The organism is Candidatus Nitrosotalea sp. TS (assembly GCF_011319465.1).
GTDB lineage: Archaea > Thermoproteota > Nitrososphaeria > Nitrososphaerales > Nitrosopumilaceae > Nitrosotalea.
On record NZ_RCMB01000009.1, the window covers coordinates 1 to 24,531 of the forward strand.

At 39.4% G+C, this 24,531-nt stretch carries 35 protein-coding genes and 3 pseudogenes; 14 read left to right on the forward strand and 24 right to left on the reverse strand.

What is annotated here, in order from left to right; translation table 11 throughout:
- Window positions 1-30: 30 nt before the first annotated feature.
- The 7 genes and pseudogenes from DYY67_RS03940 to DYY67_RS03970 form a co-directional block, all read right to left on the reverse strand.
- Window positions 31-189, reverse strand: coding sequence for a hypothetical protein (locus DYY67_RS03940; RefSeq protein WP_166390981.1), 159 nt, complete (start codon window positions 187-189; stop codon window positions 31-33).
- A gap of 432 nt (window positions 190-621) precedes the next feature.
- A complete protein-coding gene (locus tag DYY67_RS03945) occupies window positions 622-993 on the reverse strand; it encodes a hypothetical protein (RefSeq protein WP_166390983.1) in 372 nt (123 codons plus the stop codon).
- Between the two features lie 205 nt (window positions 994-1,198).
- Window positions 1,199-1,453 carry a hypothetical protein gene (locus tag DYY67_RS03950; protein ID WP_166390985.1) on the reverse strand — a complete coding sequence of 85 codons (255 nt, stop codon included), beginning with the start codon at window positions 1,451-1,453 and terminating at the stop codon, window positions 1,199-1,201.
- A 96-nt stretch (window positions 1,454-1,549) separates the two neighbouring features.
- The gene (locus tag DYY67_RS03955) at window positions 1,550-1,729 is read right to left on the reverse strand and encodes a 30S ribosomal protein S30e (RefSeq protein ID WP_166390987.1); all 180 of its coding nucleotides are present in this window, start codon (window positions 1,727-1,729) and stop codon (window positions 1,550-1,552) included.
- A gap of 43 nt (window positions 1,730-1,772) precedes the next feature.
- Window positions 1,773-3,499, reverse strand: a pseudogene (locus DYY67_RS03960) (B12-binding domain-containing radical SAM protein).
- 53 nt (window positions 3,500-3,552) lie between these two features.
- A complete protein-coding gene (locus DYY67_RS03965) occupies window positions 3,553-4,365 on the reverse strand; it encodes a dihydroorotate dehydrogenase electron transfer subunit (protein WP_166391245.1) in 813 nt (270 codons plus the stop codon).
- Window positions 4,349-5,257: a dihydroorotate dehydrogenase gene (locus DYY67_RS03970; RefSeq protein WP_166390989.1), complete on the reverse strand. Its 909-nt coding sequence runs from the start codon at window positions 5,255-5,257 to the stop codon at window positions 4,349-4,351. The genes DYY67_RS03965 and DYY67_RS03970 overlap by 17 nt, the downstream gene beginning before the upstream one ends.
- 87 nt (window positions 5,258-5,344) lie before the next feature.
- On the opposite strand from DYY67_RS03970, the gene DYY67_RS03975 reads away from it, so the two are divergent.
- From DYY67_RS03975 to DYY67_RS11495, 4 genes are read left to right on the forward strand one after another with little or no spacing between them, the layout of a single operon-like run.
- Window positions 5,345-6,397, forward strand: a complete 1,053-nt coding sequence (locus DYY67_RS03975) for an NOP5/NOP56 family protein (protein ID WP_255492745.1) — start codon at window positions 5,345-5,347, stop codon at window positions 6,395-6,397.
- The gene (locus tag DYY67_RS10640; RefSeq protein WP_255492746.1) at window positions 6,378-6,617 is read left to right on the forward strand and encodes a hypothetical protein; all 240 of its coding nucleotides are present in this window, start codon (window positions 6,378-6,380) and stop codon (window positions 6,615-6,617) included. The genes DYY67_RS03975 and DYY67_RS10640 overlap by 20 nt, the downstream gene beginning before the upstream one ends.
- On the forward strand, window positions 6,598-7,035 hold the full coding sequence (locus DYY67_RS11490; protein ID WP_320415953.1) for a fibrillarin-like rRNA/tRNA 2'-O-methyltransferase: 438 nt from the start codon (window positions 6,598-6,600) through the stop codon (window positions 7,033-7,035). Before DYY67_RS10640 ends, DYY67_RS11490 begins: the two co-directional genes overlap by 20 nt.
- A complete protein-coding gene (locus DYY67_RS11495) occupies window positions 6,965-7,273 on the forward strand; it encodes a fibrillarin-like rRNA/tRNA 2'-O-methyltransferase (RefSeq protein WP_320415974.1) in 309 nt (102 codons plus the stop codon). The genes DYY67_RS11490 and DYY67_RS11495 overlap by 71 nt, the downstream gene beginning before the upstream one ends.
- Window position 7,274: 1 nt before the next feature.
- Here the strand turns inward: DYY67_RS11495 and rnhB are convergent, their stop codons facing one another.
- Entirely contained in the window at window positions 7,275-7,895 is a 621-nt protein-coding gene (gene rnhB / locus DYY67_RS03985; RefSeq protein ID WP_166390991.1) for a ribonuclease HII, read from the reverse strand.
- 47 nt (window positions 7,896-7,942) lie between these two features.
- On the opposite strand from rnhB, the gene DYY67_RS03990 reads away from it, so the two are divergent.
- The gene (locus DYY67_RS03990) at window positions 7,943-9,079 is read left to right on the forward strand and encodes a tRNA (guanine(10)-N(2))-dimethyltransferase (RefSeq protein ID WP_166390993.1); all 1,137 of its coding nucleotides are present in this window, start codon (window positions 7,943-7,945) and stop codon (window positions 9,077-9,079) included.
- Here the strand turns inward: DYY67_RS03990 and DYY67_RS10645 are convergent.
- The 4 genes from DYY67_RS10645 to DYY67_RS04005 form a co-directional block, all read right to left on the reverse strand.
- Window positions 9,076-9,432, reverse strand: coding sequence for an SAM-dependent methyltransferase (locus DYY67_RS10645; RefSeq protein WP_255492748.1), 357 nt, complete (start codon window positions 9,430-9,432; stop codon window positions 9,076-9,078). The genes DYY67_RS03990 and DYY67_RS10645 overlap by 4 nt on opposite strands.
- Window positions 9,410-9,673: an SAM-dependent methyltransferase gene (locus DYY67_RS10650; protein WP_255492749.1), complete on the reverse strand. Its 264-nt coding sequence runs from the start codon at window positions 9,671-9,673 to the stop codon at window positions 9,410-9,412. Before DYY67_RS10650 ends, DYY67_RS10645 begins: the two co-directional genes overlap by 23 nt.
- Window positions 9,670-10,257 carry a transcriptional regulator gene (locus DYY67_RS04000; protein ID WP_166390995.1) on the reverse strand — a complete coding sequence of 196 codons (588 nt, stop codon included), beginning with the start codon at window positions 10,255-10,257 and terminating at the stop codon, window positions 9,670-9,672. Before DYY67_RS04000 ends, DYY67_RS10650 begins: the two co-directional genes overlap by 4 nt.
- A gap of 75 nt (window positions 10,258-10,332) precedes the next feature.
- The gene (locus DYY67_RS04005; protein ID WP_166390997.1) at window positions 10,333-10,812 is read right to left on the reverse strand and encodes a hypothetical protein; all 480 of its coding nucleotides are present in this window, start codon (window positions 10,810-10,812) and stop codon (window positions 10,333-10,335) included.
- 108 nt (window positions 10,813-10,920) lie between these two features.
- Between DYY67_RS04005 and DYY67_RS04010 the strand changes: the two are divergent.
- From DYY67_RS04010 to DYY67_RS04035, 6 genes and pseudogenes are all read left to right on the forward strand, one after another.
- Window positions 10,921-13,008, forward strand: a pseudogene (locus tag DYY67_RS04010) (AAA family ATPase).
- A gap of 146 nt (window positions 13,009-13,154) precedes the next feature.
- Window positions 13,155-13,604, forward strand: a complete 450-nt coding sequence (locus DYY67_RS04015; RefSeq protein WP_166390999.1) for a hypothetical protein — start codon at window positions 13,155-13,157, stop codon at window positions 13,602-13,604.
- Between the two features lie 11 nt (window positions 13,605-13,615).
- Window positions 13,616-14,746, forward strand: a complete 1,131-nt coding sequence (locus tag DYY67_RS04020; protein WP_166391001.1) for an Ig-like domain-containing protein — start codon at window positions 13,616-13,618, stop codon at window positions 14,744-14,746.
- Entirely contained in the window at window positions 14,691-15,275 is a 585-nt protein-coding gene (locus DYY67_RS04025; RefSeq protein ID WP_166391003.1) for a hypothetical protein, read from the forward strand. The genes DYY67_RS04020 and DYY67_RS04025 overlap by 56 nt, the downstream gene beginning before the upstream one ends.
- Before the next feature lie 49 nt (window positions 15,276-15,324).
- Complete coding sequence (locus DYY67_RS04030; RefSeq protein WP_166391005.1) at window positions 15,325-15,837, forward strand: adenine phosphoribosyltransferase; 513 nt, start codon at window positions 15,325-15,327, stop codon at window positions 15,835-15,837.
- Window positions 15,834-16,628: an S-methyl-5'-thioadenosine phosphorylase gene (locus tag DYY67_RS04035; protein WP_166391007.1), complete on the forward strand. Its 795-nt coding sequence runs from the start codon at window positions 15,834-15,836 to the stop codon at window positions 16,626-16,628. The genes DYY67_RS04030 and DYY67_RS04035 overlap by 4 nt, the downstream gene beginning before the upstream one ends.
- Here the strand turns inward: DYY67_RS04035 and DYY67_RS04040 are convergent.
- From DYY67_RS04040 to DYY67_RS10655, 3 genes are all read right to left on the reverse strand, one after another.
- The gene (locus DYY67_RS04040) at window positions 16,625-16,909 is read right to left on the reverse strand and encodes a hypothetical protein (protein WP_166391009.1); all 285 of its coding nucleotides are present in this window, start codon (window positions 16,907-16,909) and stop codon (window positions 16,625-16,627) included. The two genes, DYY67_RS04035 and DYY67_RS04040, sit on opposite strands and share 4 nt — an antisense overlap.
- Window positions 16,910-16,918: 9 nt before the next feature.
- A complete protein-coding gene (locus DYY67_RS04045) occupies window positions 16,919-17,317 on the reverse strand; it encodes a hypothetical protein (protein ID WP_166391011.1) in 399 nt (132 codons plus the stop codon).
- Window positions 17,318-17,502: 185 nt separating this feature from the next.
- Window positions 17,503-17,640, reverse strand: coding sequence for a hypothetical protein (locus DYY67_RS10655; RefSeq protein WP_255492759.1), 138 nt, complete (start codon window positions 17,638-17,640; stop codon window positions 17,503-17,505).
- A gap of 139 nt (window positions 17,641-17,779) precedes the next feature.
- On the opposite strand from DYY67_RS10655, the gene DYY67_RS04055 reads away from it, so the two are divergent.
- The 3 genes from DYY67_RS04055 to DYY67_RS10665 all read left to right on the forward strand — a co-directional run bounded on the left by DYY67_RS04055 (window position 17,780) and on the right by DYY67_RS10665 (window position 18,913).
- A complete protein-coding gene (locus DYY67_RS04055) occupies window positions 17,780-18,355 on the forward strand; it encodes a UbiX family flavin prenyltransferase (RefSeq protein ID WP_166391013.1) in 576 nt (191 codons plus the stop codon).
- A gap of 73 nt (window positions 18,356-18,428) precedes the next feature.
- Window positions 18,429-18,758: a hypothetical protein gene (locus DYY67_RS10660; protein ID WP_255492761.1), complete on the forward strand. Its 330-nt coding sequence runs from the start codon at window positions 18,429-18,431 to the stop codon at window positions 18,756-18,758.
- 2 nt (window positions 18,759-18,760) lie between these two features.
- A complete protein-coding gene (locus DYY67_RS10665; protein WP_255492763.1) occupies window positions 18,761-18,913 on the forward strand; it encodes a hypothetical protein in 153 nt (50 codons plus the stop codon).
- On the opposite strand, the pseudogene DYY67_RS04065 reads toward DYY67_RS10665, so the two are convergent.
- The 9 genes and pseudogenes from DYY67_RS04065 to DYY67_RS04100 form a co-directional block, all read right to left on the reverse strand.
- A pseudogene (locus DYY67_RS04065) lies at window positions 18,899-19,781 on the reverse strand (DNA topoisomerase IV subunit A). The gene DYY67_RS10665 and the pseudogene DYY67_RS04065 sit on opposite strands and share 15 nt — an antisense overlap.
- Before the next feature lie 198 nt (window positions 19,782-19,979).
- Complete coding sequence (locus DYY67_RS04070) at window positions 19,980-21,821, reverse strand: DNA topoisomerase VI subunit B (protein WP_166391247.1); 1,842 nt, start codon at window positions 21,819-21,821, stop codon at window positions 19,980-19,982.
- Window positions 21,808-22,098: a KH domain-containing protein gene (locus tag DYY67_RS10670; RefSeq protein ID WP_320415975.1), complete on the reverse strand. Its 291-nt coding sequence runs from the start codon at window positions 22,096-22,098 to the stop codon at window positions 21,808-21,810. The genes DYY67_RS04070 and DYY67_RS10670 overlap by 14 nt, the downstream gene beginning before the upstream one ends.
- Window positions 22,047-22,382 carry a KH domain-containing protein gene (locus tag DYY67_RS10675; RefSeq protein ID WP_255492771.1) on the reverse strand — a complete coding sequence of 112 codons (336 nt, stop codon included), beginning with the start codon at window positions 22,380-22,382 and terminating at the stop codon, window positions 22,047-22,049. The genes DYY67_RS10670 and DYY67_RS10675 overlap by 52 nt, the downstream gene beginning before the upstream one ends.
- On the reverse strand, window positions 22,379-23,164 hold the full coding sequence (locus DYY67_RS04080; protein ID WP_255492782.1) for a serine protein kinase RIO: 786 nt from the start codon (window positions 23,162-23,164) through the stop codon (window positions 22,379-22,381). Before DYY67_RS04080 ends, DYY67_RS10675 begins: the two co-directional genes overlap by 4 nt.
- Window positions 23,165-23,201: 37 nt before the next feature.
- Complete coding sequence (gene eif1A, locus DYY67_RS04085) at window positions 23,202-23,513, reverse strand: translation initiation factor eIF-1A (protein WP_166391015.1); 312 nt, start codon at window positions 23,511-23,513, stop codon at window positions 23,202-23,204.
- Between the two features lie 47 nt (window positions 23,514-23,560).
- Window positions 23,561-23,857 carry a DUF424 domain-containing protein gene (locus tag DYY67_RS04090; RefSeq protein ID WP_166391017.1) on the reverse strand — a complete coding sequence of 99 codons (297 nt, stop codon included), beginning with the start codon at window positions 23,855-23,857 and terminating at the stop codon, window positions 23,561-23,563.
- Window positions 23,857-24,279 carry a translation initiation factor IF-2 subunit beta gene (locus tag DYY67_RS04095; protein ID WP_166391019.1) on the reverse strand — a complete coding sequence of 141 codons (423 nt, stop codon included), beginning with the start codon at window positions 24,277-24,279 and terminating at the stop codon, window positions 23,857-23,859. The genes DYY67_RS04090 and DYY67_RS04095 overlap by 1 nt, the downstream gene beginning before the upstream one ends.
- A 62-nt stretch (window positions 24,280-24,341) precedes the next feature.
- On the reverse strand, window positions 24,342-24,485 hold the full coding sequence (locus DYY67_RS04100) for a DUF5679 domain-containing protein (RefSeq protein WP_166391021.1): 144 nt from the start codon (window positions 24,483-24,485) through the stop codon (window positions 24,342-24,344).
- Window positions 24,486-24,531 lie beyond the last annotated feature (46 nt).

Below are 24,531 nucleotides of genomic sequence, written 5' to 3' on the forward strand. Positions count from 1 at the left end.
TTGTTCATATCACCTCGTAATTTGAGACGGTTAACTTTCCATGATTTTGAAAAATCTTTCCGTCTCTTTTTCTATATCAACCAACTTTTCCAACTCCAACTTGATGTCATCCAAAACAGACTTGTAGTCTTCCTTGTACACTTCTTTTAATACAGTTCTCAGATATTCCGGACGCTCGTAACAATCCATAACGGTACAATGTACAGAGAATCAATTCTAGCCATCACCAGATGATAATTGGTGTTTCCCCTTCTCATCAAGACTACCTCCACACAGGTCATAAAGGCCAGTTTGTTTTGCTCCCGTGCAGAATGCATCACCGTGACCCACATGCAATGTTTTATAATATTTTGTATCACGGATTTGAAATTGATGACATTTGTCATTACCACATGTTTAAGCAAGTTGACAAGTATTTCATGCTAGAAGTTACGGTTTAGTTTACCCCACCGGCTTTGCTATAGCCCTTGCAATTTTCTTTTCTTTCTTTCCTTCATTATTACCCAGCCAAACCCAATACTTGCTACTCCACAGATAGCTGCTTCCACGGTAATTCTTAGCAGAGTGTTTACTCCAGGTTGATGGAGAACCGATAGGTTATAGCTTACAGGTTCATTCTGACTATCTGAAATGTCTAGAGTATAGCTTCCCGGTTGTACTATCCACACAGTACGAGTCTGTTGTATCAATTCCTTTTAGATCTATTACATTAGTGTCAGTCTGTGCACAGTCTGCATTGTCACTGTCTCCTTGAGGACATAGTGTAACAGTTGGATTTCCCTGAGTAATCTGTATTTTTACATACTTGTCATTTTGGGCAACATCTACTGTCAAAAGAGAATTTTGCACTCCAGAGTCAGCATTTGCAAAGTTTATCGTATCAGATACAATTGGGGTTTCTTCAAGTTCTGAAATTCTGACAAGGGTGGAACCAAACCACACAAGAAGACATATGCTGACAATTTCTGCTATAACGTAAAATTTAAAATTCAAAGCAAATTCCTTTCCCACATTCGTGCCAAAGGATAGATTCGTCCATGCAATACTATATCGCTATACACGCTTTTAGCATTTGTTCTGATTCTATCTGGGCAAATTTTGTCAATCCACGATCTTCTTTTTAACTACAAGTACTCCCGTGTATTCAAAATCCTACAATGACAAGTGTTTACAAAATCAATACTTGTGAATTGACTATCTATGTTATACTGGCTGGCTTTATTTCCACATCGTCTCGATTATAGAATATCTTTTCGGGAGATATGGTAATAGTACAGTTTCGCTTAAACTTCATCTCTCTTCCATTTCCGATAGTATCTTTGAAGAGCACTCTAGGATCATCGTTGATATCAATTGAATATTGTTTTCCTTGCTTGGTTGTGTTTGGTGCCTTGCAACCTCGTACATCGATTAATTTGGAACAGCCCACAGAATTTGATTCATTCACAGACATGCAAAGATTCCCCATTCATAACTATAAAAAAAGATTCCTGATATTGCCAATTATGAGATATTGTTTTCAAAATACAGTAAAATGATGATATTATGACTACTTTCTTCTTCTTTGGCCTGGTTTATTTTGACCAGGAACTCGTTTTAGGATGAATCTTTTTCTAAAATTATCTCGATTTCTCGTAATTCCAATTTCTCCATGTCTTTCTCTTGATGGGACCTTTGGAGTTTGGCCTCTAACTTTACCTGCTTTAGTAAGCGAACCGTGAGTTGGCACGAATTAGTTCATCTGGTGATGCAATTTATGTATTTGGTTTCTTCTACCAGTACTTTGTCTTGATTGTATCAATTACTCTTTCGGTGTTCTGCGCCTTTCTTTCTGGCATATTTTTCCATTGCACTCAATGGAACGCCGCCCAGAGTTTTTGCAAGAGTGGTGAATGCTTTTCTTCTAAGGGGACCGTTCTGTCCTGTTTTGTTCATGAATTTCTGAATTCCATACTTGAAGTTGTGCTGCCATGTCTTGTACATGACACCTAGCTGAGCTGCTGTCATCTCATTTCCAATATCGAAGAACTCTGATTTTTCAAGCAATCCAATTGGAACAAAAGTCAGAGGTGTTGTGGTAAACATTGATTCGGGTTGTTCTTTTTCTAGTTCACTGATGAGGCGTATGGTATCCCATGCATCTTCTTCAGTCTCGGCATTGTCCAATCCCATGATGAGTGTAAATGCAGGTATCCAGTGATGTTCGTTCAACGTCTTGACTCCTTCCTTTACAACCCAATGCCATTCTTCTGGCTTGTACGGGGATAATTTTCTGTCTGCATATTTTCCAATCAATCGCAGGCTTCCTGTCTCAAAGCCACACTGGATTCCGATCTTGTTAGTTGAACTTGAATTAATGATTTTTGAAATATTTGGAATTAATTTTTCGTCAGCTATTGCGCCTGCAAGTGTGCCATGAGTAGGATTAGTGTGCACTACGCCAGCCGACATTACTGCAGTAAACAGCTCTTCGAGTGCTTCCCTGTTTGGAGCCATGTTCTTTGTCTTTCTTGGGTCAAGACCGTACACAAAGATATCATCACTGTGCAGCCAGGCGTTTCTCTGTCCGCCTTTTTTTATGTTGACCTCGATCTCACGTTTTACTTTCTCTGGAGGATAGTATCTAAGGGGTCTTAGGGTAACATCGCAGAATTTGCAGCCTCTTCCGCATCCTCGCATGACCTCGACCATTCCGTGCATGCTAGGTTCTACGATATCAGGAATATCATCAATCTCAGGCTCATCCCAGTAATGGATGAATCTTCCGTGGAACTTTTCGGCATCTCTTCCAAATTCTTTTACTTCAACTTTGAAATCGCTTTTAACAAAAGGATTCATGTTATCAAATTCTCCGCCGATTAATTTGTTAAAGAACTGACCAGCGTGACCGTCTATTTCAGGAGCAATGCCACCAAGCTCTCCTTCCAATACAGCATACAGGCCGTATTCTTGAATTTTCTTTGGATCGTAATTATATTGCCAAGTTCCTGACGCACCAACAATTACTTTGGCATGACTTCCATTCTTTTTCTTTGCCTCGTTAATTTTTCTGTGTAAATGTGCATTGTAAAATTCGTCATATGATGTCTGCTTGCGACCATAAGTGAATGTCATTGTAACAGGTCCCATTCCCAGCGGGTCCATTTCATATCGTACCAACAACTTCTGTTTCAGGACCAATGAATTTGTCAATGTGATCTGGATGGGCAACCACCACGTCCTCGCGTTTGTAACCGTCTCTCAATAGTGCGGCCTCTACCTTTCGCAATCCATATGGTGCATAATTGGCAACTCCATTTGTATGTGTGATAGGATTGCAAATGAAATCAAAGAGAATCTTTGGAGTTACTTGATCTTTTAAAAGAAAATACCACATGCTGTTTTTTGGTCTGTGTGGGTCAATTGCAGGAGCACAACCAAAGAATGTAGCCAAAGATATCCCACGATAGGGCGACATGAGTGTGCGATCAGCACTTAGGACGACTTTTGGGTGACCCAATTTTCAATCTCAATGAATTCGTATAGCATTTTAAGGTTTCCTGTATTTCAAGTCTAATAGTTCTCCAACATGCCTGACTTGCTTCTGTGTGTGTACCCAAATTCCTTGTTTGTAAGCAAATATCGACTGTCAAATACCGTGCCATCTTTGCATGCCAGCACATCTCCAAAGCAGCAACTTCCACAAAGTCCCATCCCGCACTTCATCATTCTTTCGATACTGGCTTCTGCATAGATCTTGTTTTCAGAAGCAAGTTGTACCACTTTGTGCATCATTTTTTCAGGCCCACATGTATAGACTGCATCAAATTTACTTTCTTTGAGCAACCTCTGCATTATATCAGTAACAAGTCCTGATTCCCCATATGTTCCATCTTCAGTTACTACAATTACTTTGTGAGGGTTTTGTTCTAGAAGTTTATTTGCAAGCCCTTCAAAGAAAACCTCCTGTTTTGTTTTAGCACCCATCAGTATGGTAACATCATCAGTCTTTTTCAAAAATGTCGCAAGTCTCATGAGTGGAACAAGCCCTGTCCCTCCACCCACAAGCAATAGCCTTCCCTGCCTTATGGTAAAGGAATTTCCATACGGACCCCTAACTCCAATTTGGTCCCCCGATTTTACAGAGTAAAGGGCGGTAGATGCCAAACCATGTTTTCTAACTGTAAAAGCGGCCTTTCCTTTTTCTTGCGATATCATTATACTCATTGGTAACTCGTTTACCCCTGGAATCCAAACCATTGCAAATTGCCCAGGTAATACCTTGGATAGAAAATCATCAGAGAAAACCAGAGTACGCACAGTTGGAGTCTCGTCTATTACCTTCTCAATTGTTACCATTGTTGAAGAATCAATATTTCTTTGCAATTCCAACCATATCACCAATTTTATGAAAATTTTTCTTTTCCATGTATTTTGATATTCCACTGTTTACTTCAGAAAACGTTCCGCCCAATTTTTCTGCAACAGCACTGCCAATCTGAACTGCACTGGCTCCTCCGAGTATAAATTCGACTGCATCTTCCCAGCTTGACACACCGCCGCAACCAATTATTGGAATGTCAAATTTTGACGATATTTCATAGACACATCGTACTGCGATTGGCTTTATCGGCGTACCCGATAATCCACCTATCTTGTGGCTTAGAACGGGCCGCATGGTTTCAACATCAATTGCCATTGCCCGTACTGTATTTATTGCAGTTATTGCATCGATTCCTGCTTCGCAAGATGCCCTCACTGTTTCAAGATAATCAGATGAGCCAAGACCGACTTTGGCTATAACTGGAACCTTTGATGCTTTTTTTACTTCTCTGACTATTTTTTGTACAAGACTAGGATCGTCTCCGACTTCAAGCCCTACTTTTTCCACATGGGGACATGACAGGTTCAGCTCATATGCCAGAACTTTGACGTTCTCAAATTGTTTTATCATAAAAGTAAAGTCTTCTGGGATAGAGCCGACCAAGCTAACAACAATTGGAACTGTCGTGTTAGATGAAATCATCTTTGCAAAATAAGGAGCACCTGGATTTGAAAGTCCGACTGCGTTTAGGTATCCACTTTTTACCCCAACTACAGTAGGATTTGGATATCCTTCCCAAGGCTCTTTGCTGAGCGATTTTGTTACAAGCGCACCTGCTCCTTCCTTATATAAGCGAGCAAAAATTTCAAGCGATATGCCAAGAATGCCTGAGGCAAGCATTGTGGGTCGTTCAAGTGATATTGGCCCCACATTTGTAGAGATGTCGGGAGTCACTTCTAATTATAAAAAATGTTTGTCTTATAACAGTTGATGCAGGGCATTCAATGTTACCTTTTTTAGTAAGACATGAAAATGCTTTGTATGCATTCTGTGATTCTAACAGAGCTTGGTGTTGCAATTTTTGATAATAACAAATGTGTAAAATCAATCCCATTTAGAAATCCTGCAAAGGACTATATCGAATTAAAAAAAGAAATGTCCAACATTAATGAACTTGAACAATTTCTCTCCAAAATAGGAACAAGCGTATCTGTCAATGATACAAGCCTTCTCAAAATTCTAAAGAAAAGATCAATAGATGCGGAACTTATGGAGGAGAGCAAGATAGAAACAATCCAGTCCTCCAAACTCAGAGTACTTGTAGACTCGGGTTTTGCAACAAATGAAGGCGATGCCAGAGGAAAACTAAGAGAATTTGCAATGCAGCTTTCTTCTTCAAAGGTTACAGAGATCTCCGAGAGTCCAGATCTTCACATTATCCAAGCTATTGGCGCACTCGATGAGACTGACAAAATAATCAACCTGCTAAGCTCAAGGCTCAGAGAGTGGTATGGTCTTCACTTTCCAGAGCTAGACAATCTAATTGATACAATCATTGGTTATTCTAAAATAGTTCTGGCAGGCAACAGGGACAACCTCAATCAACAAGTGTATGTAGATGCAGGATTTCCTGATGAAAAGGTGGAGATGCTATCTCTTTTGCAAGCAAAAAGCAGAGGAGGACAAATTTCTGATGAGAATCTTGCCATAGCACAAAATCTTGCAAAACAAATCCTGGAGCTATCTGAGTTGAGAGCCAATTTAGAAAAACACATAGAGTCTCAGATGCAAGTAATCGCTCCAAATCTTTCTGGAATTTTAGGAACTTCGGTAGGAGCCAGAATACTTGGAAGAGCTGGAAGTCTTAAAAGATTAGCTACCATGCCTGCAAGTACAATTCAGGTATTGGGTGCAGAAAAGGCACTTTTCCGCGCTCTAAAGACCGGTGCGCAACCTCCAAAACACGGCCTATTATTCCAACACACTCTAGTTCATGCAGCTCCCAAATGGCAACGAGGCAAGATTGCAAGGGCAATAGCAGCCAAGGCAGCACTTGCTGCAAGAGTGGATGTTTTTGGGGCAGGAAGAAACTGATACGCTCTTTGAAAAATTAAACGTAAGAATTACCGAGATTGGAGAAAAATACAAAGATCCTCCACCTGAGAGACCAGCACCACCCATGCAGCAACGTAGACAGTTTGATCAAAGAGGAGGAGGCGGAGGAAGACGTGGCGGTGACTTTGGCAGACAAAGAGACAAAAAGAACGACTGGCAACAGTCAAAACGAAGGAAATTTGGAAAACGAAGAAGATAACATTTTCTGGGTTAAGATTGATGGAGAAAAAAGGCTTGCAACTTTAAATCTCGTTCCAGGAAACCAAGTTTACAAAGAAAAACTAGTAAAAATCAAGGATGAGGAGTTCAGGGCATGGGATCCGTACAGAAGCAAGCTTGGCTCAGCCATAATGAATAATCTCAGTGCTCTTCCAATAGTTAGAAAATCACGAGTTCTTTACCTTGGAGTTTCCACCGGAACAACCGCAAGTCATGTTTCAGATATCGTAGGCCCAAGCGGGATTGTATTTGCTGTTGAGCATACAAGCAGAGTCGCGCGAGAATTTCTTGACAGAGTTGCATCTTACAGATCAAACATAGTAGCCCATTCTTCAAGATGCAAGAAATCCCAAAGAGTATTTTTCAGTTTATGGAACTGTCGATGTTGTCTACGTTGACATTGCCCAACCAGACCAGACCGAGATTGCCATCCTGAATTGTAAGACGTATCTAAAAAAAGACGGTTTTCTCATGCTTGTAATAAAGACGCGAAGCATAGATGTTACAAAAGATCCTGCAGAAATAACACGCAATGAGGCCAAGAAACTAAAAGACAATTTTGAGATAGTCCAAGAGATCAACTTGGCGCCATATGAGAAGGATCATAGCATGATCGTTGCAAAATATCTCGGATAATTCAGTTTACACCGAGTAGAACCTTTACTGGTTTCCAGCTCTTCCTTACAAATTTTGGCGGTGTTCCATTCAAGTTAATTTCACCTTTGATGAAATTCATCGTCTTAGAATCTGATGGATAGCCGCTTCCCACGTTAAAGTTCTTTCTTATCTTTTCAATTGCTCTGTCTCTATTTACCTTGGCTATGATAGAAGCTGCAGAAACAACTGGGAATTTTGCATCAGCGTGGTGACTAGAGTGCACTTTTTTGGCGTGAGCAAGTTTTGAGATTAACAGCCCAAATCTTTTTGGATTTACGTCGCATGAGTCAACGTATGAAGAATCAGGCTTTAGTTTGGCAATTACTTTTGCCATGTATTTTCCCTCCAGTTGGTTCAATTCGTTCTTTTTCACACTTTGATCTATAACATGCGGCGGAATTCTTGCCACATAATAGTCATCCACTATTGCAAGTATTTTTTTGTATAAATTCTCCCGCGCATTAGGGCTAAGCTGCTTTGAGTCCTTGACCCCAATATCAGAAAGTCGTTTTATTTTGTTGCGTTCAATGCATATGCCTGCAATAACAAGCGGACCAATGACTGATCCCCTTCCAGCGTCATCTACTCCGCATACTAACATTTGAGTTGTTCTTGCGCTAGATGTATTAAATCATTTTAGATTACATCATGCAATTGGAATCAGATCTTGCTGAAATAGTTGAGGGCACTACCAGGCTTCTAGTGCCCAAGGGGGCATTAGTAGAGAAAGTCCCCCCAATGGAACCTGCTTTCTTCAATCCAAGAGCGAAAATAAACAGAGACTTTTCCATAATAGCATATGCCGCATTTCTAAAAACTTTCAAGGGTCCCAAAGTCTTTCTTGATTCGCTTGCAGGCATAGGTGCAAGGAGTGTCAGGGTCGCAAATGAATTGAATTCAGTAGAGAAAGTTTTCATCAATGACGTAAATCCAAAAGCTCTAGAGATTGCAGAAAATATCGCTAAATTAAACAATGTTACAAATTGTGTTTTCTCAGAAAACGAGGCTTGCAGGTTTCTTAGCTTACATTCTAAAAGAGATCAGAGAGGAGCAATTGTGGACATTGATCCATTTGGATCTCCATCAAAATACATTGATTGTGGAATAAGGGCTGCATTTCACGGTGGCCTTCTTTCTGTTACAGCTACAGACCTTACAGTGTTACATGGCCTATTTCCTGCTGCATGTAAGCGAAAGTATTATGGTGTTCCAGTCAGGGTTGAATACGGAGACGAAATTGCGCTCAGGCTAATTCTTGGGTGCATAAACATAGTTGCAGGAAGACTGGATGTGAAGATAGTACCTCTGTTTGTGCAAAATAACATGCATTACTACAAGGCATACGTCAAAGTGCTTGTTAAAACAAGCGATAAGGACGAAATGGGATACATTTTACATTGTAAAAATTGCGGCAATAGGCATGTTACAAGCGAAGTCAAATACGAATGTGAGGTTTGCAATTTGAAGGCAGAGCTTGCAGGTCCACTCTGGATTGGAAATCTCTACAACAAGGACTTTGTAAATGAAATGATTATTGAAGAAAAACAATTTCAAGTTGATAAATCATGCAAGAAGATACTAGAAAGATGCATAGATGAAACAGATATGCCTCCCACATACTTTACAATTGACGAGCTTGCCCACATGAAACACTCTGCACCAATATCACTGGCAAAAACAATAGAAAAAATCCAAGGTGCAGGCTTTAGAGCAAGTGCAACAAGCCTTAATCCTGCAGCTTTTAAAACAGATGCCCGTGTAGATGAAGTATTGTCTATAATCTAGTTTCCAAGATAGCCCAAGCAGACATGATACAATTCACTGCTTGTTCTTCTGCTGGCTTTGGGTTTTTTTAGCTGTACTTTGGCAAACTTTTTCTTCATATAGTCTCGGAATTCATTTGAATATTCACCGTCAAAGACCTTAAACAGCGCATTGCCTTTTCGCGCAAGAACGTGATCCATTATCTTGCTTGCAGCATAGTTTAGAGAGATTTGACGACCGTGATCCATAGACCAGGTACCAGTAATTTGTGGAGAAATGTCGCATATTACAGCATTTATCTTTCCACCAAAATAGTCAAAGATTGATTCTACAATTGATTCATCTTCAATGTCACCGCGTATTATGTGTGGCATTTGGAATCTCTTCAACAAATGCTTTGTCGATTCCCATAACTTTTCCCCTGTTCCCTGCCAATTCAAGAGCTACCTGAGTCCATCCTCCCGGAGAACATCCCAAATCCAAAACGTGAAACCCCGGTCCGATAATTCTGTAAGAGAGGTTTAGTTCTTTGAGCTTGTATGCAGCTCTGCTCCTATACCCCTCTTGATGAGCTAATCTCCTATACAGATCACGACGTGCGTCTAATAGTTTCATTTCTTTGGTTTTTTAGAATTTCCAAATTCCGTTAAAACCCATTGTTCTATAAGAGGACATGTTCTCGGGCTCACTTCACCTTCTAGCGTACACTTTTGTTCTACAGGACAGATAAGACAGGGTGCAGATTCTATCGATAAGGTGCTTACAGGGACATGAGCAATCTTAAGTTTGTATGTCCATCTTCCATCTTCTAAAATCTTTTCTCTTTTGATCAGGTGTTGCCTTTCAAGTTTTAGGGCAAGCCTTGAGCCATCTCTGCTTGAAAGTTTGAGTTTTTTCCATAATTCACTTTGAAACATGCCGTCATCGCCACGTTTTGCAACATGACCAAGTACCGTTGTTTTGAGTTTTTCCATGTCCAGTCCTTCAATCTCAAAGTTTTCAATCTCTTTTTCGTCAATCTCCTCAAGTTCCTCTTCAGTAGGTTCGGCTTGCTTCTTCTTTGCCTCTGAAATCTTCTTTTTGTCTGCCTTGAGAGTTTTCTTTACTTCTGCTACAGGTTTCTTTGTTTCCGGCTTTTTTACCTCTACTTTCTTTGCTTCAGTTTTCTTTGATGATTTTTTGTCTTTCTTTTTAGCCATAACTATATCTCAATAACAATAACGTTACTCCTCACTAGTACTTGGTTGATTGCAATATAATAACATATGATTCAGTTATTGGACGTTAAATGTGGCAGTTACGTTTATGTCATTTTGATATGATTTGTCCTTCATATCGGCTACAATCTGATAGGTTCCAGTGCTATTGATAACTGGAGAAAATATCTCATGAAGTGGAAGTGTAGAGTTTGTTTGGACAAAGCACTGTGAAAAGTAGGCATTCTGAGCTACGGCTTGTTTTTGAGGGGTCTGCAGATTGTAGATTGTCATATACAAGTCTCCACAGTCAAAAGAAGTGTTGTTTACTCGTACAGTAAAGTTCAATGGTGTAGATACAGGATATGAACTCAAAAGATTCACTATTTTGATATCTTTGCTGCCCTCTTGAGCAGGTTGGACTGCAAAGTTAATCTGCCACATGTTTAGTTGCCTATCAGGCTGTGCCAAAACGTTTGACAGAACAAATCCGCCAAGAATTACTGAAATCACTACAGGAAGTACAAAAACAACATAAGCTATTTTCCTTGCAGCCATTTTGTAATCTAACCGCGTGAATTCCCTTATATCTATTTGGTCGGAAAATGAAATCTCATGATAATTTTGACGAATAAGTTAAATCACAGACGGGGCAATAGCCGCTAGATGCGACTTAGGAGATTTAGAGTTAGAGCTTATCGTTGCATTCATGATTCTGGTGAGATCAAAGTTGGAGATTTGGCCGCGTTCATAGGAAGAAATGAGAGCGGCAAGACAACAATACTTGAAGCTCTTACTCTACTAAATAAAGATCAAAAAGTTTCAGAGCTAGATCTCTGCGACGAGATGGCAGAAGAATTAAAATCCGAAATTAAGCTCGCGGAAGGAGACTTTGATCTAAATGAAAAAGAGGTTGCGCTAATTAGAGAAAAATTCCCAAATCTTCAGGATATAAGAAAAGTTAAGATTTACAGGACAAACAAGAATCCCCGCGTCCAGTATGACTTTGGAGAGGTCAAGATAAGCGGAGAGGCAAGCAAAAGGCTCAATTCATGGGAAAATTTTGTAGACAGGATACAAGATTTTGTCAATTCCATGCCAAACGCCATTAGGATACGTGTTGATACAAAATTTCTACTAGTGTCTCCCCCAAGGACAAGAGACGTTTTCATGAACATGATGTCAGAATTTAACAACAACATCTACTTGCTTGCCTCAGAAGATCCACGGGTAATATCAGAGTGGAAAAAGATCTACCAGGATTTGGACTACATATTTGATAACATGTTGATAGGTACAACTGAAAGATCTGCCTTGGAAAACTTTGTTGAAGATAAGCTACATCCAAGATTTGTCTACTTTTCAGATTACAAAAAGATACTTGGAAACATAGACTTGGAAGAGTTCTTGAGAGAGACAAAGGGGATCAGAGCCAAGGGATTAGAGTATGTCGAAGAGTTTGACAAAGTAGAGACTGTTATGAATTTGTTTTATCTGGCAGAACTTGATGCAGAAAAGCTAGAAGAGGCTCAAGGTAGCCCTTCAAGGCTGATAAAGCTGCTTCACAATTCAAGCAGAAAGCTTAGTGATAGACTCAATCCCGCATGGAAGGGCGATCCCATTCATGTAGAGCTGAGATGGAACCCAGGAAACATTTTGAGTGTTGTAATATCTGATGTTCACAAGGACGGAACAGTCACCAATACAGGTCTTTTGAATAGAAGAGCTGAAGGATTCAAGTGGACATTTTCTTTCATAGTAAACTTTGCAGCGAGACACAAAGAGCTGAGCTAAAAGAAGCAATACTATTGCTTGACGAGCCAGCAAGAAACTTGCATCCTGCACAACAAAGAGGCATATCTGATCTTCTCAAAGGTCTTGCAGGGTCCAATCAAATACTGTATGCCACTCATTCACCGTTTATGATATTTGATTACACTCCTGGAAATCTTTTGGTGGTTGAACTTGATAAAAGAAAACACCTAAGCCACATTTACTATGATTATTGGAATGCAGACGACCAGACATTAATTCCCATATTATATGGTCTTGCAAGAGGACTAACAGAATCCATCGTTGACAGACAGATTGGATTTAATTCAAGACCAGTGATTATTGTCGAAACAATGTCAGACTGTATGTATCTAAATGCATTTGACAAATTTCTCAAAGATCCAAACCTATCCATGAATCCATTGAACATAGTTCCCGCTTACAGTAAAAACTCGGTCATGTCTTTGGCTATCTTTTACAGAAATCACGGATATGACACATTTGTATTGCTTGACAACACAGATGAATCTGATCAGATCTCAACCCAACTTGAATCAAATCAATTCAAAAAGGTTCAGTTGATATTCTTTGAGCTTGGCGGACAAGCAAAGCAGTTCTTGGAAGATCTGATAATTGATGAGGATTACCTGTATGCCGTGAATCAAACATACGAAGTTAAACTGAGAAAAGAGGGATACAAAGCTCTAACTAAAGAAATTGTTTCATCCAAAGGGAAAAAAAGCATAATTGATAATCTAAATGAGATTTGGAAGGAAAATCAGACATCTAGGATGGGAGAAATTCGACAGAGAGGAAATATGCAGATACATCTGTGAAAAAATTGCCATAGGCGAAACTGAATTTTTGACAGATAAAACAAAAGACCAGTTTAGGACATTGTACAGACTAATAGCTGAGCGGATAAGACAGAATCAAAACCTAGGCTCACCGGCAAGCCTTCCCTACTCACGACGAGAGTAATTTAGCTGTTTTTTAGAATATTTACTTTACTCATAAATCATACAAGTAAAAACAACACGAATGAATGATTTATCATTAAGATTTAATTTAGAGGCAGGTCGCTCTTTCGTTGAGAAGTGTTATTAAAATCTACCATCCTTATCGTTTTGCTCATTAGCAGTACGTTTACCGGTCTCATGCCAATGGTACATGCTGCATCTAACTTGGTGACAGTAACCTCAACAAATACTCCAGACGGTAAAACGCAGATCCAGGTCACCAATAGTCCTTCAAGCACTTTTGGCATTTCATCTCTTACTTTACAGATTAAAAATGGAAATTTCAAATCTTTTACATTGGGAAGCGGTTGGATAGGAAAGAAAACATCGCCTACAACCATATCGTTCTTTGCTTCAAATCCAATCAGCCCCGGTAACTCAACAGTACTTACAATCAGCACAGACCAGTCTACTCCAGATCTTGTATGGAGTGCATTTGATTTGAATAACAATCAGTTAGGCACCGGTGAAATTGGAGCTCCAGTGATATCACAAAATCCTACCATCGAATACAAATCAGATCACAAAATACAAACAAACCACCGCCGCCCACCATAAACCCAGGAATATTGGGAACATCGAGTTTCAGAATCATACCTTCAACACCGGCACCAGGTTTTGATGTTCGAGTCGTTGGACAAAGCTTTGGATCGTCAGCACCACTTGATTTGTATTTGGGAAGTCAAAAAATAGATAGTTTTGCAGCAGGCAGTGATGGAAACTTTGTAATCACCACAACAGTTCCTCAGAGTCAGCAGCCAGGAACTGCAGATTTTGTTCTAAAGGACCAGGCAAATAATCAGAAAACTTTTACTACATCCATAGAACCACCGCCGCCTCCTCGTACAGTAAATCAATCAGTAGTTCCATTGACTGTAAATGTAGATCCTATCTTGCATCCAGGAGACACTGGATCAATTAGCGGTACAGCTGATCCCGGTAGCACTGTAGCAATTTCCATAGAGGATTCAACAGGAACAAGCATAACGACATTTACAGCAACTGCGGATAAAACTGGAAACTATGCAGTGTCACAAATAATTCCTAATGACAGGCCGTTTGGCAAATACACAGTTGTAGTTTCCGACGGGCAAGATCAAGTCAGTAAAGACTATACTGTGACAACTACTCATCAAATCTCAATATCAACAGCACAACAAAAGTATGACCCTGGACAAGTTGTGACCATAAACGGTACTGCAATATCTAATCAACCTGTATCTATCACAATAACAGATCCGACCAACAATCAGATATATGCAAAAGATGTCAATGTTACCGCTGATGGAAAGATATCATTATCATATCCAATAGATCCTGCAGCCATTACAGGCACGTATGTTATCACTGCAACACAAGGAAGCGATTCAATTCCACTCTACATTGGAGTTGGTGCAGAACCAGTAACGCGTCTAACGGCCACTTTGGATAAATTAAATTACCAAATTACTGACAAGCCTGTTCTTAGCATCTCAGCACCGCCTACTTCTACATTGAATCTTGTAATAGTAGATCCTTCTGATCAAGAAAAGTTTTCAGATATCATTTTAATAGGACCGAGTGGTTTAGCCACATATTCATTTAATTTAACATCCTACTACTCCAGGCATCTACTCAGCAGTACTAACCAGAGGAGATTCCAAGGTGCAAGACGACTTTTCAGTAGGACTTCAGACTGGTTGTGGACAGATATCCCTTAGAACTGTAAAAGACACATACTCACCTGGAGATGGTCTCCTTATCTTCGGAAATGCCAACCCAGATTGTATAGTACAGCTTGCTTTATCAAATCCAAATGGACAGCAAGTAAAATCAGAACAAACATTTGTAGACAAACAAGGGATCTTTTCGGCATTTGACTTTAGAATACCTGATGACGGGGTACCTGGCACTTGGAAGCTCGACGCTACAAGCGGTATAGATCACAAAAGTTTGGACGTGAACGTGCAATCTCAATCCTTAATGACGATACAATTGGATAAAAGTCCCCCAATCTATTCTACAGGATCACTTGTTCAAATTTCAGGAACTGGTGCAGGCCAGCAAGTTGGTGTGATTATTAGCATACTTGCAAGCAACTCTACCCTTGTTACTTTAGATATCCAGTCAACAAACCGTGGAGACTATAGTACAGAATGGCTTGTTCCAACATCATTTAGTACTGGATCCTATACCGTGCAAGTGAAGACCATAGTTGGCACAATAACCACGCCCATAACAATCCAATAAACTCCAAATTAAGAAATATTTTTTACATCCACCAGCTTGTGAAGCATTTGTGAATCTAAAAGAGAGAATTGCAGAGATACCCGATTTTCCAAAAAAAGGCATATTATTTAGAGATATTAGCCCCCTTTTGAGAGATCCAGCGGCACTTTCACTTGTAGTAGAAGAGTTTTCAAAACGCATTCATCCCAAGGACGTAGACGTTTTTGTTGGTATAGAGTCAAGAGGTTTTCCGCTAGCATGTGCACTTGCTCTCAAATACAACAAGGGTATGATAATGGTAAGAAAACAAGGAAAATTGCCTGGCCCCACACATAAACTGACATACAACATAGAGTATGGTACTGCCACAATGGAAATTCAAAGTGGCGCAGTTAAGAAAGGCGAGAAGGCTTTCATATGTGACGATTTGCTTGCAACTGGCGGCACGGCAAATGCTGCAGCCAAGCTGGTTGAAAAGTCGGGCGGAATTGTTACAGGCTTTGCTTTCATCATAGAATTAACAGACCTGAAAGGATCTAAAGCAATCAAGAAATATCGATACGAGTCACTGGTGAAATATTGACAGAACAAGCTGAGATTGGAATATTTGGCGGCACTGGAATTTATGATCCAGGATTACTGAGCGAGAGCAAGGAGATCACGATAGAAACACCGTTTGGAAAGACTTCAGACTCGATAACTGTCGGAATTTACAAAGGCAGAAGAGTTGCTTTCATGCCCAGACATGGTAGAAAGCACACAATTCCCCCACATCTGATAAACTTTAGAGCAAATATTTGGGCCTTCAAAGAAATGGGCATCAAGAGAATAATAGCACCGTCAGCTGTTGGCAGCCTGCAAGAAAAATTAAAACCCGGAGATGTTGTAATCCCCACCCAGTTTATTGATTTTACAAAATCAAGAAAGTATACTTTTTTTGAAGACGGCAAAGTAGTGCACATATCAGTAGCAGATCCCTTTTGTCCTGAGCTTCAGGAATCGGTATACAGTGCAGCAAAAAAGATGGATTTGCACTTGCACAAAGGCGCAACCTATGTCTGCATAGAGGGACCCAGATTCTCTACAAGAGCAGAATCCAAGTTCTACAAAAATGTCATAGGGGCTGACATAATAGGAATGACTCTGGTTCCAGAATGCCAACTTGCAAGAGAGGCTCAAATGTGCTATGCTTCAGTTTCCACCGTTACAGATTATGATGTATGGGCAGACAAACCAGTAACTGCAAAAGAAGTTTTAGAAACATTGTCGAAGAATGTTCAAACTACAAAGAATCTTCTTGGAATGCTTCTTGACCTGATTCCTCAGCAAAGAAGTTGTGCTTGTGCAAAAGCGCTAGAAGAAGCAGGATTTTAGTCGTCTGCAAAAGATTCTTTCGTGAGGCCTTCAGGTAGCGATATATCTCCGCGAACTAGCTTTTGTTGCAATTCACCTATCACTGCATCCACGTCATAACCAAGCGTTACCAATTCCTTCTGAACTGATTTTGAAATTTTAGCTCCAATGTTGTGGCCACCAATCCTTCCAAAGGCAATTGCACTAAACTTGAAGGAATGACTGTCTATGTTAAAGATACCTGTTATCTTGGCTGCCATTTGACTGCCACGCACGCTTTTGATATGAACCTCAAGATTCATGCTGTGTTCTTATATCTCTACGGCTTTATTTACAGAGTTTTCAATTAAAAAGTTCCAGTGCTTGTCATCTTCTATTTTAAAGTCCTTTACTTTGAGGGTAACGACTTTTTCTTCCAAACATTCATGTTGAATTTCATCATCTTTCTTAATCTTAACAAGTTTCCATTTGTCTTTGTGCTTTTTCAGATTGCATAGAAGAACTGCCCATTTCTGATCTGGAGCTATTTTTGGCATTCCAACATAATCGACAATACTTTCAATTCCAAGTTGTTTTTCTTCACAAAAGACTTTCTTGCACTTTACGCAACGCCAAATGTCTACAGAACCAATAGTTCGTTTTTCATAGTTTATGTTAGTAACTCCAAAGTAAACTATCTCATGTTTACAAGAGTCTTGTTCGTCAGACATTGTTCCTTTTCAATATTGGGTTCTATTTAGTTCTTGCATCATCATATGGTTTTTCTAAAACAATCGATATGTTGTCAACCAGCAAATTCTTTTTAAAAGGAATATTTTCTCTCAAACACATTCTTCGATACATGTTAACTACAGCAAACCTTGGATGCATGGACTCAAATTCTGTCTTTGTAATATCAATAAAGCCTCCCAAGGTCAACAAGATTTTTTGTCAGCTCAGATGCTTGCAAATCTGATATGCCAAGACTTTGTGCAACATCTTTTGCTGATTTTTTTCCTTCCTTTACAACCAAGACAAAAACTTTTGCTTGCATGCGATGATAACCGAAGTTCTGAAACAAGTTTTTCTTCAACATCGTCCAGATTTACGCTCACAAGTGCTGAGACAAATTTTGCCATAATTAAAGATGCCCAAAGCTATGAAATTAAATAACGAAGACGAACAATTCTGTCATGAGACTAGTAGTAGGTATGACAGGCAGTTCTGGCATTGTTTATGGAATAAGAATGCTTGAAGTTCTAAAACGTTGTAATGTTGATGTTCATCTCATAATGACTGAATGGGCTAAAAAATGCCTGGCATTGGAAACAGATTTTGATTTAAGCCATGTCAAATCATTAGCAGGCAATTACTCTGAGGATTCCAACATGGCTGCAAATGTTTCAAGTGGCACACACAAAACAGATGGAATGATCATAATACCTTGCAGCATGAAAACGCTTTCAAGCATAGCTAATGGCTATGAAGAAACTCTTGTTGCACGTGCCGCTGGTGTTACTATAAAGGAATCTCGCAAACTGGTAATTGTTCCAAGGGAAACACCGCTAACGAGCATTCATCTTGAAAACATGCTCAAGCTTGCAAGAATAGGAATAGTCATTCTACCTGCAATGCCTGGATTCTACAACAAGCCAAAAAATGTAGACGACCTGATAAATCACGTTGTTGGAAAGTGTCTTGACCAATTTAACATCGAACACGATCTTTTCAAGAGATGGGGAACCTCAAAACCCTCAGTTGACAATTAATAGCATATCTGCAGAGCACAAACTAGAATTAGATTGCAAAACCGACGAGTGTTTATATTTGGATGAATGGTTGTTGATACAGAACAGATTGACTAGCTACAAGAGCCGTTATTCTAATGACAAGTCGTTTGATTTCATAATACCGCTTATGGTTTTACTATTTTTGGGAGTTGTATACGTATTATCATTAAGAGATGATGCAGGATATGTTAGTTTTATTTTAATTGGAATAACTGCCGTAATCATGATTTATTGGGTTAGAGTACTCAAGAAAATGACAAAAGACAGTCAGCCGCAATATGTTCCCAAAGAATCAGAGACAAAGAATTGGGTGTATGATCTCATTAAAGGCGATAATGAAATTGTATTTGTAGCAGAGGTGCCAGGCCAGAAGAACAGGTAACTGTGAGATTAATTAACGGAGTCTTATACGTACGAGGCTCAGGCCACTTTTCAAAGGAAGTCCCAATAGAGACAACACCAGACATGGGCATACACGACTTCAAATATAGAAACGGCGTCCTTACGCTAAGAATAAAGAAACTAGAAGCTCTTTGATTCTTCTAGCTTTGCTGGAAGATACTTGTCAGTAATATTTGTCAGTCCATATTTTGAGAATGCTTCCAACTCTGCTTTTCTCTTAAGTTTTAGAAAGACCTCCAATTGTTTCTTCCAGTTTCCTTCCTTGATATCTTGGGTCCTTTTGTAAATCATAGATTCTCTTAATGTCAGATTCAGTCATTGGAATAGTGGGAAGTTTGTATTTTTCAATGTCAGTAGCCCACACTCCAAGCCATTTGGCATCTGGGACAGTTAGTTCGCGTAAATGAGCAGCATTAGCTGAGCCAGATTTTATAACCATGGCAATGTGTTCTCCATACACATCTCCATCAGCTAGAATTACCACTGGAAGTCCCATTTCTTGATTCAACCTTCTCAAAAGGTTTCTTGTAGAGCGTGGTGCCTGACCTGCAGTATCCACTATAATTGACTTGAATTTTTTGTGCACCTTTTCTTCTACAAATCTTGTGAAAAGACCACCCTTCTCAATTGCTATGACTAGTTCTGCACTAGTATCTACCAATTCTGCACTGCTAAGACTTGGACCTATGAGATAACCATCAGGGTGATCAGAAAGATTCATTCTTTTGCCTTCATATCCCGGTACTGTATATTCAATAGTCAGGTCTCCAAATACACTGCTTCTCTCCTCAGGAAAGATGTGAAATTCTTCACGAGGGCTCAGGGTAACAGCTTCCAAGTCTACTATGATGTTATCAGATTCTGGCTGGTCTTCAAAATCAATACTAAATGCCTGAGAAGAATAGTAAATGTCTCTCAGTGTAGACGATTTGCCCTCTCTTACCAATCTATTAACAAAAAATGCAAGCCATGCAAGTTGTGTGTAAGAGCGAAGCTGTGACATGTTTCTTGAGCTTCTAACTGCGTTTGCATTACCTAGAATATACTGCCTTAGTTTCTTGTCGTAGACAATATTGTTTACAGATCTACTTGGAATAACAAACTGGGGAAACTTTCCTTGATCAAGATTGTCATATATGTTAAGACCATGTTTTTGCAACAGAGAAAGAAGCTTTGCTTTTTTGCTTCTGCGGTTCTCTGGTTAGACTTGTTCTTCAATTTCACTTCCCATCGTTATTAGTCGTTTATAATTTGGCTCTTTTTTCTTCCCAGATAATTCTGTCGCAAATTGAGATATTAATGGAACATATTTTGCATAAAGATTTGCTCTTTTCTTCTCCATGTCTGCAGCTCCCTTTCTTGACATGTGAACGGCAAGTTTTCTTGCCAAATATTGTAATGCGTTCTTTAGTTCGCGCTCAAGTTCTGGCCTATCGGCAACATTCTCTTTTCCCACAGTCTTATACGGGATTCTGGTGGAACAGATATGAGAGACTATCACAAGCGGCGGATCCCCCTTTACTTTGTACCTACTCCAATCCATCTCGTTGACAATCTTTAGCACAACATCACTTCCTTCATCATAAAGCAAGGGAATCCTGTTAGCAAATCTGTATACCTTAAGCCCAGCTGTTGGTATATCCCCGCCATATGCAATTCCCATCTCCACTACAAATGGAAATCCAGAATATGCAGATGCATTGCGCTGTAGCACAGAGGCAAATTCAGGGTTGAAGAACTTCATAATTCCTTTAGAAAGAGGCTCTTCTCCCAATGGTGCAAGACAGCTTGGATCGGGTGCCAGAAAATCATCAAATTTTTGTAATGCGTCGGCTAATCTGACCAACTCCTCGTTTGTCATGCTGCCTATCCTTCTTTCGGGTTTGAATTTTGCAAATTCACAGAACTTTTCGGCAGTAGTTGGACCCACTCTCTGGAATCTTTTAGTCAAGAATGTTAGTAGTGTATCACCTTGAATTGTGCTTGCAAGTTGTTTATAGTATGGGCTTTCCGGATCAAGTTCTATTGCATGAGATTGCGATGTACCAAAGTCCCAATAAGTAATTTTTTTGTTAGCAACATCAATATCATCAATTCTTATTTTTTGCAATCCATCAAAATCTACGTTTAGAAATGACATGACAGCAACTATTGTTCTTACAGGTCTTGATAGATCTGACCAACGCTTCTGAGCTCTTTCAAGCATATCTTTAGTTGTGAGATTTTTCTTTTGTAAACCTAGTTCCTTCTTTACTTTATCTATCATTTTATTGTCTACTGCTGGAATCTGATAATGAGTATCTACTATCATCCTCCTTATGGTTTCAACATCTACACCATGCGGATGTGATTTTATTATTGTCGGTGGAGGCGGCATTTCTTTTACAATTCTTGGATAATGGAATTTTTCTCCGGATGGATCCTCAAATGTTATTGAAGCATAAGGCGTGATAAGTGATGTTTGAGAAACATAATCACGTATTTTTGATCCTGCCTTTGAATAATCTCCTTCGAGCACTATACTGACAGAGAGTCCTGTCTTTGATGCTTCCTTTGTGTTGTGTTTTAAAATTACAGGCTTGTTTTTCTGAATATCAAGCAGCATTACAAATTCATCAGACATTTTTCCATCAGCGCAGCTTCTCACGGTGACTGGTTTGTTTGTAGTGATTTGACCATACAATATTGCCATAGTGGCACCAAGGCCAAACATTCCCCTTGCCTGCTTGAGTCCAAATTTCGAACCATAAAGAACAGTGCCAAATGCATGAGGCACGTGTTTTGGGTCAATGCCAGGACCATTGTCTTTGACGGTTAAGACATATGGTTTTGGGTCAGATTGTTCAGGATCCACTGCTTTTATTGACATGTGAATATCAGGTAGGATCTTCTTTTGATCACATGCATCAAGCGCATTCTCTACAAATTCTCTCACTGAGGTGTACAAGGATCTGGTAGGATTGCTAAAACCTGCAAGATCCCTATTTCTGTAGAAAAATTCACTAGGAGAAATTTGACTGAATGTTTCTTTACTCAAAGATATTTTCACCCTCCCAAAGTTGTAATTTTTCCATCTTTTGCCTTCTCCTTGAATCTTGAAGATCATTGTAAACCTTCCCATGGGTGCTACCATTTGAAAGAGCAGTAATAGCTTGAACTGCAGACCTTAGCTGTTTGCCCTCTCCTATTATTGCAACGGTACGGCCATAGACAGAGATCGTAGCTCCACTTAGCTCTTCAACATTCTTTCTAACTCTTCCACCTTCGCCTATGATCCTACCTTTACTCGTTCGATCTGTGCTGTTGATTTTCCCACGAATTCTCGTAAATCAATTATGTGTAATGAATTTTCGCCTTCAAGAAGTCTCATGGCTTTGTCAGGAGAAAATCCTCGGCCTATTGCCAGTACGATCTCTTCTGCTTTGAAGGGCATAACATTTTCTACATCATCGCCAGATCCTCTAACAATTATCTCGCCTGTTTGGCCGTCAATAGATAAAGAAACAGCACATATTTTTTCTATCTTGGCTTTTACTTTCCCAGATTTACCTATTAAAGCGCCCACCCTTTCAAGAGGGACTAGAATGGTTTTTTCAAAGATCATTTCATTATCCTCTTTACTATATCAGATGGATTTGTAACCGTCAATCCTCTTTTAACAAAGAATTTGGTTATATTTTTAATGTCTCTTTCAAGAAACTTGATCGCATTTGGGTGCTTGATATCAACAGCTGAGCCAAGATCGAAAAACAAGAGTCCTTTTTTCGTCTTGAAGATATTATACTCAGACAGGTCAGCATGCACTATCTTTGCTTTATTATACAAGTCATCAATGATAGACACGACGCTTTCATAATCATTGTAATCAACTTCTGTCTCAACCAAGGTGGGTTCCGGTACACCATTTTTGCCTGCAAATTCCATTACAAGCACATTTTTTATCACAGTTATAGGTCTCACACATGGCAATCCCTTCTTGAAGCATTGACTTAGGTTCCCAAACTCTTTTTGTGCCCAAAGCTCAACCAGGTTTCTTGTGCCTTTTTTTATTTTTGTAAACCTAGAATCTCCCAACAAATACGGATATCTCTTTTTGAAATTTGAAGTTGCTACAAGGTATATCTTCAACGCTAGATCATTTCCAGATGGTCCAACGGCCCAGTATGTTTTCGATTCTTTGCCAGAGCCTACAGCACCATTCACATAAGAAATCGTTCCAGAGTTTTTCAACCCTGAAAGAGTCATCATTGTTGACTTGTCAAAAACCTCATCTAGAACTTTGTTTTTGTCAAATCCATCTTTTTCTGATTTTCGTTCTCTTTCTTTTTCTAAAAGCCTACCGTCAATTCTTTTTGCTAATTTTTTTTCAAGTTCATCGGTCAACATTTTGAATTAAACAGACTTGGTAAAATTGATTGCGCTATCAGAAATCTTTTGCCAGGTGGCCGTTTTCTTTTAACCAATCTACCTGTGATAATGTGTATCTCCACGTGATGTCTCCCCTATCATCTGCCTTGAAATCCCAAGGTGCTATAACAACAATATCATTATCACGAATCCATATTTTTCTTTTCAATTTGCCACGAATTCTTCCCATTCTTGTTTTATCATCAGTACATCTTACCAAGACATGATCACTACCTAATAGTTTGATAACTCTACCAAGCATTTCTCCCTCTTCTGGTATTTTCATTTCCTTCAGTTCGCTTTCGTTTAGTACCTTGCGCTTTCCCAAAATTATCAGTCTTCGATCTGCTCAGTACGTATATAACTGTTGTATTCTCAAAATTTAAAAACTAGCAGTAGTGGTACACCATCAATCTTTTTTATTCCTTTCAGTGATCCTACTCCAATTTTTACAGATAGTGCAATTGTTTTTTCTCCAGCCATGTTTATGATAGAAGAGTTTCGCAATAGCTGTTCTGCTTCTTTTTCTTCTACAATCTTTTCAGCAAAATAACTTTGAGTTAGGTTCATCGTTAGGTCCCCTTCAACTAATGTCCTTCCAACCAAATCAACGTCGCATATGTTTAGCATTCTATTACGTTGATAATTAACGACCTTTACCGCAAACGCCATTATGCATATTGGCCCTTTAGAGACGATTTGGCGCCGCAGGCCTCACATACAAGAAAATGCACTCTGTTAGATTTTTCTACTCTGGTATCAGGACTCTTACATGTAGGGCATTCTACATATTCCTTGACGTATATGGTCAAAAGGGATGTAAATTCTTGGGGTTCCTTTTTACCTACAAACACAGCTTTATCTCCTGCAAATTGAGCTGGAGTTGCAAATTCTTTAGACAAATACTGGAGTATTTTTTCAGGTTCTCTGCGCAGGACCTTTGGGAATTCTGAAAAGTTACGAAAGAATGTCCTGTTTCCCTGCCACATGATATCTACTTTTGGAAGTTCAAATCTAGATGTGGTGTCCTTCCTACTCTCAGATACCTTATCTTGTACTTTCTTGAGCAGTTTTTCATACTCGGCTTTTGTCAACTGCCTTGTTCAAGATGGTGCTACCTATATTGATTTACTTCAAAAAAGAAAAAAGTGGTCCTCTAAGGCTTTCCTATTCGAAAGACGTTAGTGCCACATTTTGGGCAGGTTCCCTTTACCGCAGGTCGTCCATTCTTTAGCTTAACTTCTTTTGGATTTGCGATCTCGACTTTCTTCCTGCATTTTACGCAGTATGCTTGAGTCATTTCATGTTCTTACGAAAGAAGTTGTATATAGCAAGACGCTGTAAAA